Source organism: Streptomyces sp. Alt3, from assembly GCF_030719215.1.
Classification (GTDB): Bacteria; Actinomycetota; Actinomycetes; order Streptomycetales; family Streptomycetaceae; genus Streptomyces; species Streptomyces glycanivorans.
Genome location: NZ_CP120983.1, coordinates 687,231 through 702,017 on the forward strand (window position 1 = coordinate 687,231; position 14,787 = coordinate 702,017).

Below are 14,787 nucleotides of genomic sequence, written 5' to 3' on the forward strand. Positions count from 1 at the left end.
TCGCAGCGCGAGGGACGATCGAGGAGAGGCGGCTTCGTGGCCGAGGACAGACGGACGAGGCGGTCACGCCGCGCCCTGGGGGCCGCCCTGGTGGAGCTGGTACTGGAGCGCGGCTGCGCCGCGCTGACCGTCGAGGACATCACCGAGCGGGCGGACGTGGCCCGAGCCACCTTCTACGCCCACTTCCGCGACAAGGAGGATCTGTTCGCCCGGGTCACGGCCGACCTGCTGGCCGGGCTCGCCGAGCGCCTGGAGCCGGCCGTCACCGACAGCGTGGTCGGCTTCACCGGGAAGCCGGTCCTGGAGATGCTGCGGCACGCCCGGGAGGAGCGCGACCTGTACCGGATCGTCCTGCGGGGCGAGGGCGACGGCAAACCTCTCCGGATGTTCACGGACGCCGTCGCGCTGGCGACGGCCGAGGAGTTCCGCTCCCGCGCGGAACGCAACGCGGTGCGGCCCCGCATCGACCCCGAGCTGCTGGCGCGCGTGTGGGTGGGTGAGCAGATCGCCGTGCTGCGCTGGTGGGTCGAGCAGGAATCCCCCTCGCTCCCGGCCGAGGAGGTCGTGCGGATGCTGCTCGACCTGGCGCTACGCGGCAGGTACTGGGCAAGCGGCTTCGAGACGCTGGACTGATCGCGTCCGGCCCCGGCCGGCGGGCGCGGCCGGACGTGGGGCGGTCAGCCAACGCCCAGCCGCCGCGCGTCCCGTTCGGGCCGGATCGTGACCAGGGCGACGACGGCGCAGACCAGCATGACGGCGGCGGACAGCAGGAAGGCCTGAGCGTAGCCGTCGCTCCGCGTGCCGGCGAAGTCCAGCAGATGGCCGGTCAGGTACGGGGACACGAGCCCCGGCAGCGTCCCGGCCGCGGCGACGACGCCGAACACGGCGCCGCGCCGGAGTGGGGGGACCACGGCCGAGGCGGTCATGTAATGCAGGGGGAAGACGATGGCGTGACCGCCGAACGCCACGGCGAGCAGGACAAGATGGGCACCCCGACCGTCGACGAACGGCAGGGACGCCATGGCCAGCGCCGCGACGCCGACGGCGACACCCTGCGGTACGCCCGTCGACCAGCGGGCCGAACGGCCCCGCCGGCGGAGGGTGTCCACCAGCACCGGCACCGAGAGCAGCAGCACGAGGCTGAAGGCAGAGACCGCGCTGATGACCGTCGCCGCGCCGCCCGGCGCCATACCGAGCTCCGTGCGCAGATAAGCGGGCAGCCAGGCGTGGCTCAGCGCCAGCGCCCAGGACGCACCGAAAGCGGCGACGATCGACCCGAGCACCGTGCCGTTCAGCAGCAGACTCCGGTAGGGCAGCCGCGCGGGCGGGGCGGACGCGCACGAGGCCCCGGCCGTCTCGCTCCCGGCCCGGTGCGCGCCCTCGCCGCCCTCCGCCTCGCCGCCGTACGGGCCGTCGCGGCCGACCCACCACCAGATCAGGCTCCACACCGCACTCGTCACGGCGAGGACCACGAAGGCGGAGCGCCAGCCGAAGCCCGTGATGAGCCAGGTGACGAGAGGCGCCGCTACCAGCATGCCCAGCGCGGCACCGCTGATCTGCAGCGCGGACGGCAGGCCCCGCCGGTCCGCCGGGAACCACTTGTACAGCGCGTGCATCGACATCGAGGCCGCCGGCCCCTCCGCCGCGCCGAGCAGTACACGTCCGGCCACCAGCGCCGGCACCGACGCGACGACGAGCACCGGCACCTGAGCCACGGCCCACAGGACGGCCATCGTGAAGAGCAGGACCCGGCTGGAGATGCGGGCCGAGGCGAAGCCGACCAGCAGCCCGGAGAGACTGAACAGCAACGCGAACGAGCTGGAGATCATCCCGTACGTGCTGTTGCTGATCCCGAGCTCGTCCATGATCGGGACGGCCGCGAGCCCCAGTACGGATTTGTCCGCGTAGTTGATGAGCATGAACGCCACGATCATTCCGGCGATCAGCCACGCGTGCCGCCGGTCGAAGGCCGGTCGCGCCGGAGATCCCTTGCCGCCGACGCCACGGACACCGCCGGCGACGTCGAGAGGCGGGGCGGACGAGGACGGTTCAGCCATGGGGCACACTCCTGCGGCTCTGTAGGGAGGAAGAAAGGAAGGGAGGGTTGCGGCGTCGGCACGGGGAAGGGTGCGCGCCCCGAGCGCACATCACCTGCGACAGGACGCGCGGCAGCGATACGTTCCATACATTCCGTCTGGTATTGGCCGGAACATTTGGCAACGTAGACCTAGACCGCGAGATCGTCAATGAATGAACCGAAAAGAAGTTGACCTCTGTTGCTGTAAATGAACACTGTGTACGGTAATGAACGACCAGGGTGAGTGCCTGATGCCGAGGAACGGAGCGACACATGACCGAGGCCAACCCGCTGAGCGATCTCGCGTGGACCCGCGGCTATACGGACCCGGCCTGGATCCGCCGCTTCACATCCGCCGGCAGGGAACTCTCACCCACCCGACGCGTCTGGCGAGGTCCCGGCGGCCCGTCGGATCTGCCCGCGAGGTCCGGTCCGCCCGAGACCTCCGGGCCCGGCACGTCCGAGCTCGACACCATGCCTCTCGCGCTGGACGGCAACGCCGCGACCACGCTGCCTGACCTGTTCGCCGCCGCGCAGACCGACGCCTTTCTCGTACTGCACCGCGGCTCCGTCGTGTACGAGAGGTACCTGCACGGCACCGAGGCGCACACCCCGCACTTCAACGCCTCGGCCGCGAAGTCCTACCTCGGCCTCGTGGCGGCCGTCCTGGCGCATCAGGGACTGCTGGACCGCGACGCCCTCACAAGGACCTACGTCCCCGAACTCGCCGGAACGGCCTTCGGCGAGGCCCGGATCCAGGATCTGCTGCACATGGGCACTCAGGTCACCTACGGAGGCCGCCCCTTCGACAAGTCCATCGAAGCGCAGCGGTACTTCGCCGCGATCGCCCCCCGGATGCGCCCTCTCGAGTACCACGGTCCCACCACCATCCGCGAGCACCTGCTGACCGCCCGCGCCACCGGCGCCCCAGGCACCGGTTTCCGCTACGAGAACGGGAACGTCGAGGCCCTCGCGGAAGTCCTGCGCCGGATCACAGGCCTGAGCACCTCGGCCCTGCTCGGCGACATCCTCTGGTCCGGAATCGGAGCGGAGGAGGACGCGTACTACGTGCTCGACGGCGATGGCGTGGAGGCCGCGAGCGGCGGCTTCAGCGCCACGGCGCGCGACATCGCCCGGCTCGGCGAGATGCTGCGCTGCCAGGGAGCGGTCGAGAGGCCGGCAGGTGGTGCCCGAGGCGGTGGCCGGCACCATCGTCGGCGGCGTCCCTGACGGCTACCCGCGCCGCGTGCGCCTCCCCGGCGCGCCCGCGACCGTCCCGGCCACACTGTCGTACCACGACCTGTGGTGGATCCCGAACGACACCCATGGCTCCTTCATGGCCAGCGGCATCCATGGCCAGCGGCTGTTCGTCTCACCCGGACTCGACCTCGTCGTCGTCCACTTCGGCTCCCAGGTCGTCTCCCCCTCCGTGCCTGCCGCCCCCCTCGTGCAGGCGTTCCTGGGCATCGGCGCGCATCTCTCCGCGGCCGTTGCGGCCTAGCAGGGCAACGGTGTCCGCAGTGCCAGGTGGGGCACGTCGATCGTCGACGGTGCATGGCGGGGATCTCGCTGAGATCAGGTCGCGACTGACCTCCGCGGCCCTTGGTGCGGTCCTGATCGTGGACGACACCGGATTCCCGGGAAGAACATGCGCTCGGGTCCCTGACGACGGCCGAGGGCCGGTATCGGATTTCTCCGATACCGGCCCTCGAAACACGACTCTCTCGAGTCGGGACGACAGGATTTGAACCTGCGACCCCTTGACCCCCAGTCAAGTGCGCTACCAAGCTGCGCCACGTCCCGCTGTCCGTCTGACCTGGGGTTTCCCCTGGCCGAACGCGCATGAGAACAATACCGCACTTGAACCGGTGCTCACGAACCCGTTTCCGGAGGGCTTGACCTCAACCTAGCTTGAGGTCGAATGCTGGGCCGCATGACGAACACGACGACCCCGCCTGTTCACGGCTACGACGAGCTGGACCGGCTGATGGGCCTCATGACCGGCGACGAGAAGCACGGCCCGGCGGCGACATCCACCCTGGACGTCCTCTGGGTGCTGTACGACCGTGTCCTGCGGGTCTCGCCCGCCACCGCCGATTCCCCCGGCCGGGACAGGTTCCTGCTCTCGAAGGGGCACGGCCCCATGGCGTACTACGCGGTGCTGGCCGCACGCGGCTTCTTCGGCGAGGAGCTGCTCAGCGGCTTCGGAGCGTACGACTCACCGCTCGGGCACCACCCGGACCGGCTGCTGGTGCCGGGAGTCGAGATCGGCAGTGGGTCGCTCGGCCACGGCCTCCCGCTCGCCGTCGGCAACGTGCTGGGGCTCCGCGCGCAAGGCCTGCCGGACCCTCGCGTCTGGGTGCTGACGGGCGACGCCGAGCTGGACGAGGGAAGCAACCACGAGGCGATCGCCTACGCGGGCCCGGCCGGGCTCGAACAGCTGAACACCGTGGTGATCGACAACGCCTCGGCGACGTACGCCAGGCCCGGCGGTATCGCGGCACGCTTCGAGGCCGCCGGATGGTCGGCCCTGGCCGTCGACGGCCGGGACCATGAGGCGCTGCACGCCGCCTTCACCGCGCCGCACCCGGGTCGCCCGCACGCCGTGATCGCCCGTGTGGCGTCCGGCCGCTGAGCGTCCGGCCCCGCATCCGAACCCGGACAAGAGTTCCGGACACGCCCCCGAACAGGACCGAGGACACCTCCATGGACACCATGCGCGATCGCTTCATCGCCACCACCAGCCGCCTGCTCGACGAGGATCCCCGCATCGCCCTGGTGCTCGCCGAGATCAGCCGCGACGGATTCGGACGGGCCGAGCGGGCCCATCCGCACCGGGTGATCAATGTCGGGATCAGGGAGCAGCTGCTCATCGGCGCGGGCGCCGGGATGGCCCTGACCGGGATGCGGCCGATCATGCACACCTTCGCGAGCTTCCTGGTGGAGCGCCCCTTCGAGCAGGTGAAGCTGGACCTGGGGCACCAGGGGGTGGGCGGAGTGCTGGTCAGCGCCGGCGCCTCGTACGACTGGCCGGCCGGAGGGTTCACCCACATGTCGCCGGGCGACGTCGCTCTCCTCGACACCCTCGACGGCTGGACGGTGCACGTGCCGGGCCACCCCGACGAGGCCGAGACGCTGCTGCGGAGGTCCGTGACGGGCGACGACCGCGTCTACGTACGCCTCTCCCTCCAGTCGAACAGAGTCGGCCGCCCGGTCCAGGGCCGGGGCTTCGCCACCGTGCGGCGGGGCACCGGCGGGGTGGTGATCGCCGTCGGGCCGATGCTCGACGACGTCCTCGAAGCGACGGAGGGCCTGGACACGACCGTGCTGTACGCGACGACGGTGCGTCCCTTCGACGCGGCGGGCCTCCGTCGCGCCGTCGGCGCGCACGGCACGGCGGACGTCGTGATCGTCGAACCCTTCCTGGCGGGCACGTCGACGGCGGTCGCCAACGACGCACTGACCGACCTGCCCCACCGGGTCCTCGGACTGGGGGTGGGCCGGAGCGAGCTGCGCAGGTACGGGCAGATGCCGGAGCATCTCATGGCGCACGGGCTCGACCCGCACTCGCTGCGGCAGCGGATCACCGGCTTCCTGCACCTCTGAGGCGGTCGCACGAGACCCCTCCCGGTCACAGGAGGCCCCCGTCACAGGAGGGCCCCCCTCCCGGCCGCGGCGGCATCCCGCACCCGGGCGGCGTAGCGCCGTGCCGGCTCGTCATCGTCATCGTCATCGGCGACGGTGAGGGTGACGACGACGAGCCCCATCGGCCCGTTGACCCGGCGTTGCCGTGCACCTACGCTGAGCCACGCACATCAGTAAGCGCTTTCCACTCCCCCGCCCGGCCCCACACCGCACCGGGAGCGCCCTCATGAGCAGCCGCCCGTTGTCCGGCAGTCCCTCGCCCCATGCCCATCCCCCCGCGTCGATCGCCCTCACAGCCCTCCTCGCCCTTCTGGCGTTGATCATCGGTTCGGCGGCGGTCGCCTCGTTCCCGAGGGCTTCCGAGGTGTCCTTCCGGGTGCTGGTGTACTCCGGCGCGGCGCACGGGTCCCGGGAAACGGTCCGTGCCGGTGTCGACGCGGTCAGGGAACTCGGCGCCCGCAACGGGTTCGGGGTCGAGGCGACGGACGATCCGGCCGTCTTCGAGGATGCCGGTCTGGCGCGGTTCCACGCGGTCGTCTTCAACAACACCACTGCCGCGTCGGAAGGTGACGGAGGCCTGGACGACGAGGGCCGCGCTGCCCTTCAGAAGTACGTCCGGGCAGGTGGCGGGTGGGTCGGGCTGCACGACGCCTCGGCCGGAGCGGGTGACTGGGACTGGTACGAAGGCCTGGTAGGCGCGACCCTCGACCGGAGCGCTCCGGTGCAGCCCGGAAGGATCAAGGTTCTCGACCACGCCCACCCGTCCACGGTGACGCTTCCCGACCTCTGGGAGCGCACGGAGGGCCGGTACACCTGGCGGACCGGTCCGAGCGCGACGGTGCACACCCTCGCGCGGATCGGAGTGCGCGACGGCAACACCGGCCTCGACAAGGGTGTGGACCGTCCCTGGTCGTGGTGCCAGGACTACGACGGCGGGCGTTCCTGGTTCACGGCGGGCGGCGACGCGCCCTCGGCCTTCCGCGAGGAGGACTTCCTCGCCCATCTGCTGGGCGGCATCGAGTGGGCCGCCGCTGCGAAGCCGGGCGACTGCACCGCGACCCGGGCCGGTTCCTTCCAGCGGACCAGGCTCGCGACCGGGGGGCCCGGCGATCCGGTCGACGTGGCGGTGGCCCCCGACCGCCGGGTGTTCGTCGCCCGGCGGACCGGTGAACTCGAGGTCGTCGACCAGCGGACGATGAAGGTCTCCACGGCACTCGACCTGGCGTACAGCCCCGGGACGGCCGCCGGCTCGGACGGGCTGACCGCCCTGACACTGGATCCGGGCTTCGCGGAGAACCACTGGCTCTATCTGCTGCGTTCCGACGCCTCCGGCGAGCGACTGCTCCTCTCCCGCTTCACTGCGGGCCCGGACACGGTCGATCCCGCCTCGGAGAAACGGCTGCTCACCCTTCCCGGCCGGCGGAGCACGGACGGCGGGGGTTCCCCGCCACCGACGGGTTCGCTCGCCTTCGACCGGGAGGGCAGCCTGTACGCGGCGACGGGCGACATCACGCTCCCCCTCAACGCCGGGGGCCCGAACGACCTGCGGGGCGCGATCCTGCGGATCACTCCGCAGGACGACGGCACCTACACCGTGCCGGAGGGCAACCTCTTCGGACCGGGGACCTCGGGCACCCGCCCGGAGATCTACGCGATGGGCATGCGGAACCCGTACCGGTTCACCATCGCCCCGGCGAGCGGCGCACTCCTGGCAACCGACACACGGCCGGACGGCACGGTCGGGCACTTCCGGATCACGGGGGCGGGGCAGATCGGAAGTCCGTTCTGCTCGGGGGGCCTCCCCCGCGGAGCGGCGGACTGCGCGCCGCGGGTCAGCGGCGCACCGGACGCCACGGGTCCGGGCGGCGGCATCACGATGAGCGGTCCTGTCTACGAATACGACGCGGCGAGCCTCTACCGCACCAGGTTCCCCGAGTACTTCGCCGGGAAGTGGCTGACGTACGACCCGGGCGGGCGGAGGTTCACCACGCTCTCGTTCGAGCGGGAGGCCCGGACGTCCACCGAGCCCCGGCTCGGCCCGGTCGCCGCCGGCGAACTGCTCTCCGTCGAAGGCGTGTTCGAGGACATGGAGTGGATCCGGCCGACGGCTGCGGCCTTCGGCCCGGACGGCGCGCTGTACGTCGTCGATCCCGGGCACGACGGCGGGTCGGACCGTGACGGGGACGACGGGGGTTCCGGGGTCTTCCGGATCGACCACGTCGGCCTCGGCAGGCTGCCCGGAGCCGACGTCACCATCGACCGGGACAACGGCTCCGCCCCGCTCACCGTGAGCTTCACCGGTGCGGGTTCCGGGCTACCCGCAGGCGTACCGGTCACCTTCGCCTGGGACTTCGACGGCGACGGCGGCACCGACTCGACGGAGGCGAACCCCTCGTACACCTACCGCACCGACGGCCGCTTCACGGCCCGCCTCACGGTGACGGGGCCCGAGGGTACGACGGCCATGGCGGGCCAGGACATCACCGTCGGCAACACCCGCCCCAGAATCGCCGTCCACCGGCTCGCGGACGGTGGACTGTTCCGCGCCGGCGACACCGTCGGCTTCACCGTGGACGTGCGTGACGAGGAGGGCGGAAGGAAAACACCCGTCGACTGCTCCCGGATTCTGGTGCGTTCACAGATCGGCCGCCCCGGAGCACTGAGTCCCCTCCCCCGCTCCCGGGGCTGCCGGGGCTCGATCGTCACGGAGGCGGGTGACGTCCCGCGGTCCGGCCCCTACCGGGTCACGGTGCGGTACACGGACGAAGGCGGCCCGAACGCCCCGGAGCTCACGGGTTCCGCCTCGCTCACCCTGCGCACGGCCTTCCAGGAGGCGGAAGCGTTCACATCGACCGGGGGTGCCCATGGCGGAGCGGTGGCCGGAAACCGTGTGGACGCCTCCGGCGGCAAGGCGCTGACGGAGATCGAGGACGGGGACTGGATCGCCTTCGACCCGGTGCACCTGGGCGGCATCCGATCGGTCACGGTCGGGGCGACACCGTGCGGACTCGGCGGCACCGTCGAATTCCGGGCAGGCTCTCCCGACGGCCCCCTCCTGGGCTCGTTGCGCGTCCCCGGCGCCGGGAACGGGAGCGGGGACGTGACACCGACGACCAGGTTGAGGAGCCCCGGCGGCACCGGGCGCCTCTATGTGGTGTTCACCGACCCGGCGTGGAACAGCGAAAAGCCGGATCTGTTCGCCGTGGACTGGTTCCGCTTCCACGGGCCGGAGGCCGGCGGGGCCGGGACGCGGTGACGAGGGTTCACGGCCCCGGACGCGACGAGGTCACGGATGGGCTCCGAAACCCGAGAGCGGCATGGGCGCCGTGGCGTTGATGAGGTGCTGCACGAGCGTGACCAGGGCCCCGGTACCCGAGCTGGCGATCCTGGCGTCGCAGAGGACGACAGGCACCTCGGGACCGAGGTCGAGCGCCGCCCGTACCTCTTCCGGTTCGTAGCGGTAGGCGCCGTCGAACTCGTTCACGGCGACGATGAATCCGATGCCGCGCCGCTCGAAGAAGTCGACGGCCGCGAAGCACTCGGCCAGCCGGCGTGTGTCGGCCAGCACGACCGCGCCGAGGGCTCCCTTGGACAGTTCGTCCCACATGAACCAGAAGCGCTCCTGCCCCGGCGTACCGAAGAGGTACAGCACGTGCTGCTCGGACAGCGTGATCCGGCCGAAGTCCATGGCCACGGTGGTGGCGGACTTGGACTCGATGCCTTCGAGACTGTCGGTCGCCGCACTGACCTGTGTCAGGAGCTCCTCGGTACTCAGCGGCGCGATCTCGCTGACGGCGCCCACGAACGTCGTTTTGCCGACGCCGAACCCACCCGCGACCAGGACCTTGAGGGCCACGGGGAAGAATTCGGAAATGTCAGAGCTGTCGTCGTAGACCATCGAGCACTGCCTCCAGCAGAGATCGGTCGGTTGGCATGTCGTGGAACGCGGGAGCGTGGGCGGTGACCGCCCCGCAGTCGACCAGGTCGGACAGGAGGACCTTGGTGATGACTGCGGGCAGCCGGAGATGGGCGGCGATCTCGGCCACGGACGTGGGTCCGGCGCAGAGTTCCAGGGCCACGGTGTGTTCGGGCCCGAGGTGGACCTGGGGATCGCTCCCCGTGGCCATCACCAGGGAGAGCAGATCGAGCACGGTGGTCGGCCGCGTGCGGCCGTTGCTCACGGTGTACGGGCGGATGAGCCGGCCTGCCGCGTCGTCGAGCAACGGCCCGTCCTGCGGGGCCGGCATCCTCACAGCCCCGGGGCGAACGGCGCTCCGGCCGGCTGTCGGAGCGGCGTCATCAGGTAGGGGCGCACGCTCTTGACCAGCATGGCCATCTCGTAACCCAGTACGGCGGCATCCGCCTCACGGCCCGCGAGGACGGCGAGACAGGTACCGGAACCGGCGGTCGAGACGAACAGGAGGGTCGAGTCGAGCTCGACCACGACCTGCCGTACGTCGCCGTTGTCACCGAAGCGGGCACCGGCGCTCCGGCCGAGTGAGTACAGGCCCGCGGCCAGGGCCGCCATGTGATCGGCGCTGTCGGCGTCCATCCCGTGGACGGACTTCACCAGCCCGTCCGCCGAGAGGAGGACGGCGCTGCGTGTGTAGGGCACGCGTTGGACCAGGCCGCTCAGCAGCCAGTCGAGGTCCGAGACCTGACCGGACGGCATTTCGCTCGTCATGATGCGTCTACTCCTTGAAGGTGTGCCCGGTCCGGGGATCCGGCTCGGGTGTCTGCGGCGTCCGGTGCCCCGGGCCGGTCCGCTCCGAGCCGACTGGCGCTGTGGTGGAGGGGGCCCGGAAGGGCAGGGGTGCGAGACCGTGGGAACGCTGCGCCCCGACGGTCAGGGCGGGGCCGGCGGCGGGCCCGGCACCCGGTGCGCCGTACGGGTCCGTCGTCTCCGGCTCCTCGGCGGTCTGGGCCTCGGCGAGGTCGACGCCGCGCCGGAAGGCCGCCATCAGACCGGGATCGTGCAGGACGTTCTCGTCCTCGGTACGCCGGACCGGGGCCTCCCTCAGCTGCGGGACCAGATGCTCCTGGTTGCTGCGCCTGGGCAGCTGGGGCCGGGCGGGTACGGTCTCGGCGGCCGGGGCGGCGGCGGGCGTGGGGGGCGGCGCGGTCTCGACCTCTCCGGCCGGCGGGACGGGCCCGTCGAAGGGGGCGGGCACCGGCGAAGGAGCGGGCTGCGTGGTTCCGACGGTCCGGGCGACCGGCGGGGACGCGGCGAGGTTCGGGCGGTCGACGCGTTCCGCACGCAGCGGCAGCGGGGGCGCGCCCCCTTGGACGTCCCTCCCGGGGGTCCGCTCCGGCCGCAGCGGCGGTTCCGCCGTCACCTGCGGTTCGACCGGGGGCGCCGTGCTCTGCGCGGGCGGCAGGTGCACGGCCTCGGGTGACGGGGCCGGCGCCGTGTCGAGTGCCGTGGTGGCCTCGATGTCGATTCCCAGGAGGACCTCGGGCAGCACGAGGACCGCCTGCGTGCCCCCGTAGATGTTGCTCTGGAGACGTACGGCGATGCCGTGCCGGCGAGCCAGGGAGGCGACCACGAACAGCCCGATCCGCCCGTCCTGCAGCAGATGGGCGACGTTGACCTGGTCGGGGTCCGCGAGCAGGGTGTTCATCCGCTTCTGCTCGGGGCCCGGCATGCCCAGCCCCCGGTCCTCCACCTCCAGCGCCAGACCCGCGGTGACGCGCTGGGCGCGCAGCAGGACCTGGGTGTGCGGTGCGGAGAACACCGTCGCGTTCTCGACGAGTTCGGCGAGGAGGTGGATCACGTCGGCGACAGCGTGTCCGCGCAGGGTGCCGTCGATCGGCGGGACCAGTTTGACCCGTGGATACTGTTCGACCTCGGCGATCGCCGAGCGGAGCACCTCCGTCATGGTCACGGGACTGCTCCACTGCCGCCGCGACACGGCGCCGCCGAGGACGGCGAGGTTCTCCGCGTGCCTGCGGATGCGGGTGGCGAGATGGTCGACGTGGAAGAGGCCCTTGAGCAGGTCCGGGTCCTCGACCTGGTTCTCCAGCTCGTCCAGGATCTGGATCTCGCGGTGCACGAGGGACTGCAGCCGCCGGGCGAGGTTGACGAAGACCTCGACCTTCTGTTCGTCGCCGTTGCTGCGGAAGAGCTGCGAGGCCTCGACGACGGCCGCCACCGCACTGTCCTGCGCACGGTTCATCTCCTGGTCGAGGAGGTCGAAGGCGTCCGCGTCCGCGGCGGCGGGGGGCGTGGCCCGGCGGGCCGGCAGGGGCTCTCCGTCACGGATCTGCTCCACGAGACGCTGGAGCTCCGCCTGGTGCTGCGCTCCGGTGCGCCGGAGCGTCAGAGCGCGGTCGAGCACCGCGGTGGACACACGGCCGGCGCCGAGGAAGGCCGCCGCCACCGCCGCCACTGCGAGCGCGCCGGATCCGCCGAGTGCCGCCAGAAGGCTGCCGGAGGGGCGTACTCCGGAGGCCCGGACGGTGAAGATGACGGCTGCGGCTCCGCTGAGCAGAGCCGCCACGGTCGGCAGGAGCGCCGTGCGCATCAGCTGGGGTCGCAGGCGGCCGTCGGGGGCGGGCTGAGCGGCGCGCGGCCGGCTCGTGGCCGAGTGGGAACGGCCGCCCGGACGGCCGTGCCGTCCGCCTTCGCGGCGTTCCGGTCGCGCGTCGGGTGCGCGAAGTTGAGACATCGTCGTCCTCGGTACGTGGGGCACCAGGAATCGGCATTCGTGTGGTGACACCTACGGTGGTCGGTCAGGCCCGGGTCAACGGCTGGGGTGGACTCGACCGATAGGAGCCCACCGTTGATCACCGGCAACACACGGTAGTCGTCAATCGCGCGTGCTCGGCGTGCAGTTGTCGAAGTTGCCCGCCGGACGTCCCGCTCTGGTATGACACCTCGCACAGACAGCCGAATCCGGCAACCGCCAAATCCGGGAGGATGTACGGACTTCGACTTCTTCTGCGAACCGCGCGGGTGGGCGGGGGGAGTCGCACCCGGTGTCACCGCCGGTGCACCGGCCGAGGAGGACCTCTTGACCGGTTCCGGGCACCTCAGCGCTCGACGACGACGGCCGTCTCCAGCGCGGGCACGGTGAGCAGCGCCGACACGTCCTGCCCGCGGAGCAGTTCACGGCCGAGGGCAGGCACGTCGACGTCATGGGTCGTGTGGTTGATGACGAAGAGGAAGCTGCTGCCGTCGTCGCCGTGCCGGCGTACGGCTTCCACGCCCTGCGGCAGGCCGGCGACGGCCGGCGTCACGCCCGCCTCGGCGAGGAGGGCGTCGACGACGCCTGCGACCCCGTCGTCGTCGGGGCGGGTCGCGACGTACCAGGCGTGGCCGCGGCCGGCGCTGTTGCGGGTGACGGCAGGGAGTCCGGCGAGAGGGCCGTCGGCCCAGGTGCGTACCGCCTCGGCCCCTTCGAGGTGGGTCTTCTCGCTCCACAGATCGGCCCGCGTGCCGTCGTCCAGGGTGAGCACCTCGTCCTCCTGGAGCGGATGGAACTCCTCGGAGCGCACGCCGAGCAGCTCACGGAAGGCGCCGGGGTAGCCGCCGAGCCGCACATGGTCGTGCTCGTCCACGATGCCGCTGAAGAAGGTGATGAGGACACTGGCCCCGGCGTGCGCGGCCTCGGCGACACGTGCGGCGTCCTGGTCGTCGACGGTGTACAGGGTGGGGACGACCAGAGCCCGGTAGCCGGCGAGATCCGCCTTGGGGGACACGATGTCGACGGTGATCCCCCGCAGCCACAGTGCGCGGTACCAGCGCATCACCTCGTCCAGGTAGCCGAGGGCCTGGGTGGGGTGGCCCTCCATCTCGGAGGCCCACCAGGAGGGGTAGTCGAAGACGAGGGCGATCTCCGCGGTGACCCGGCTCCCCCGGACCGGCGCCAGGGCCCGGAGCCGCCGGCCCAGCTCCACGGTGTTGCGCCATACGTCGGAGTCGCGTCCGGCGTGCGGGAGCATGGCCGAGTGGTACTTCTCGGCTCCCGCCGCGGACTGCCGCCACTGGAAGAACATCACGGCGTCGGCGCCCCGTGCCACGTGGGTGAGCGAGTTGCGCACCATCTGACCGGTGCGCTTGGAGCCGTTGCGGGGCTGCCAGTTGACCGCCGACGTGGAGTGTTCCATCAGCATCCACGGTGCCCCTCCCGCGACGCCGCGGCTGAGGTCGGCGCTGAACGCGAGGCCGATATGCGCCTCGGGGTCGCGGGAGACGAGGTAGTGGTCGTTGGCCACCACGTCCATGTCGCCGGACCAGGAGAAGTAGTCCACCCACTTGTTGGCGGTGGTCATCATGAAGTTCGTCGTCGTCGGCACGTGCGGGGTGATCTCGCGCAATACGTCCCGAAGGGCCCGGTAGTGGACGAGCTGCTCGTCGGAGGAGAAGCGTGCGAAGTCCAGCTGCTGCGTCGGGTTGACGAACGTGGGGGCGGCTCTCGGCGGCAGGATCTCCTCGAAGGAGTCGTAGCGCTGGGCCCAGAAGGCCGTTGCCCAAGCGGTGTTGAGAGCCTGGACGGTGCCGTAGCGACTGCGGAGCCATCCGCGGAACGCTTCGGCGGAGGCGTCCGAGAAGTCGTGCGGCACATGGCATCCGAGCTCGTTGTCGACGTGCCACACGGCCAGTGCGGGATGGTCCCCGTAGCGCTCGGCCATCCGGCGGGTCATACGGCAGGCGTAGTCGCGGAACACAGGCGAGGAGACCGCGTAGGACTGCCTGGAGCCCTGGTGGAGGACGGTGCCGTCGGCGAGTTCGGGCAGGATCTCCGGGTGCTTGCGCGTCAGCCACGGGGGCGGCGACGCCGTGGCGGTGGCCAGGGCGACCCCTATGCCCGCCGCGTGCAACCGGTCGAGCACCGCGTCCAGCCAACCGAAATCGAACTCGCCTTCACGCGGCTCCAGTTGCGCCCAGGAGAAGATGGCGACGCTGACGAGGCCGACGCCGGCCTCCCGCATCAGCTCCACGTCCTCCAGCTGGACGTCCACCGGCCACTGCTCGGGGTTGTAGTCGCCCCCGTAGGCGATCCCGGCGGTGCGCAGCGGCCAGGCGCGGTTTTCGGTCGTCATTGCGGTCCATCCTCCTGTGG

At 71.4% G+C, this 14,787-nt stretch carries 12 protein-coding genes and 1 tRNA gene; 6 read left to right on the top strand and 7 right to left on the bottom strand.

Annotation, left to right across the window (positions count from 1 at the left end; all coding sequences use genetic code 11):
- The first annotated feature begins 36 nt into the window (after positions 1 to 36).
- Entirely contained in the window at positions 37 to 633 is a 597-nt protein-coding gene (locus P8A20_RS03120) for a TetR/AcrR family transcriptional regulator (RefSeq protein ID WP_306102797.1), read from the top strand.
- Positions 634 to 677: 44 nt separating this feature from the next.
- Here the strand turns inward: P8A20_RS03120 and P8A20_RS03125 are convergent, their stop codons facing one another.
- Complete coding sequence (locus P8A20_RS03125; RefSeq protein ID WP_306102798.1) at positions 678 to 2,057, bottom strand: MFS transporter; 1,380 nt, start codon at positions 2,055 to 2,057, stop codon at positions 678 to 680.
- A gap of 293 nt (positions 2,058 to 2,350) precedes the next feature.
- Here P8A20_RS03125 and P8A20_RS03130 point away from each other — a divergent pair, with 293 nt between their 5' ends.
- Both P8A20_RS03130 and P8A20_RS03135 read left to right on the top strand, forming a co-directional pair.
- Positions 2,351 to 3,307, top strand: coding sequence for a serine hydrolase domain-containing protein (locus P8A20_RS03130; protein WP_306102799.1), 957 nt, complete (start codon positions 2,351 to 2,353; stop codon positions 3,305 to 3,307).
- Positions 3,276 to 3,578 (top strand): hypothetical protein, encoded by a 303-nt coding sequence (locus P8A20_RS03135; RefSeq protein WP_306102800.1) that lies wholly within the window; start codon positions 3,276 to 3,278, stop codon positions 3,576 to 3,578. Before P8A20_RS03130 ends, P8A20_RS03135 begins: the two co-directional genes overlap by 32 nt.
- A gap of 228 nt (positions 3,579 to 3,806) precedes the next feature.
- Here the strand turns inward: P8A20_RS03135 and P8A20_RS03140 are convergent.
- Positions 3,807 to 3,880: transfer RNA gene (locus P8A20_RS03140), tRNA-Pro, on the bottom strand.
- 130 nt (positions 3,881 to 4,010) lie between these two features.
- Between P8A20_RS03140 and P8A20_RS03145 the strand changes: the two genes are divergently transcribed.
- From P8A20_RS03145 to P8A20_RS03155, 3 genes are all read left to right on the top strand, one after another.
- Positions 4,011 to 4,712, top strand: a complete 702-nt coding sequence (locus P8A20_RS03145; protein WP_147958046.1) for a thiamine pyrophosphate-binding protein — start codon at positions 4,011 to 4,013, stop codon at positions 4,710 to 4,712.
- A 71-nt stretch (positions 4,713 to 4,783) separates the two neighbouring features.
- Entirely contained in the window at positions 4,784 to 5,683 is a 900-nt protein-coding gene (locus tag P8A20_RS03150; protein WP_306102801.1) for a transketolase family protein, read from the top strand.
- Between the two features lie 265 nt (positions 5,684 to 5,948).
- On the top strand, positions 5,949 to 8,978 hold the full coding sequence (locus P8A20_RS03155) for a ThuA domain-containing protein (protein WP_306102802.1): 3,030 nt from the start codon (positions 5,949 to 5,951) through the stop codon (positions 8,976 to 8,978).
- A 30-nt stretch (positions 8,979 to 9,008) separates the two neighbouring features.
- Here the strand turns inward: P8A20_RS03155 and P8A20_RS03160 are convergent, their stop codons facing one another.
- The 5 genes from P8A20_RS03160 to P8A20_RS03180 form a co-directional block, all read right to left on the bottom strand.
- Positions 9,009 to 9,620 (bottom strand): GTP-binding protein, encoded by a 612-nt coding sequence (locus tag P8A20_RS03160; protein WP_306102803.1) that lies wholly within the window; start codon positions 9,618 to 9,620, stop codon positions 9,009 to 9,011.
- Positions 9,598 to 9,969, bottom strand: a complete 372-nt coding sequence (locus tag P8A20_RS03165; protein WP_147961329.1) for a DUF742 domain-containing protein — start codon at positions 9,967 to 9,969, stop codon at positions 9,598 to 9,600. The genes P8A20_RS03160 and P8A20_RS03165 overlap by 23 nt, the downstream gene beginning before the upstream one ends.
- A gap of 2 nt (positions 9,970 to 9,971) precedes the next feature.
- Positions 9,972 to 10,406, bottom strand: coding sequence for a roadblock/LC7 domain-containing protein (locus tag P8A20_RS03170; protein ID WP_306102804.1), 435 nt, complete (start codon positions 10,404 to 10,406; stop codon positions 9,972 to 9,974).
- Positions 10,407 to 10,413: 7 nt separating this feature from the next.
- The gene (locus P8A20_RS03175; protein ID WP_306102805.1) at positions 10,414 to 12,390 is read right to left on the bottom strand and encodes an ATP-binding protein; all 1,977 of its coding nucleotides are present in this window, start codon (positions 12,388 to 12,390) and stop codon (positions 10,414 to 10,416) included.
- Positions 12,391 to 12,754: 364 nt separating this feature from the next.
- Positions 12,755 to 14,767 (bottom strand): beta-galactosidase, encoded by a 2,013-nt coding sequence (locus tag P8A20_RS03180; RefSeq protein WP_306102806.1) that lies wholly within the window; start codon positions 14,765 to 14,767, stop codon positions 12,755 to 12,757.
- Positions 14,768 to 14,787: the final 20 nt, after the last annotated feature.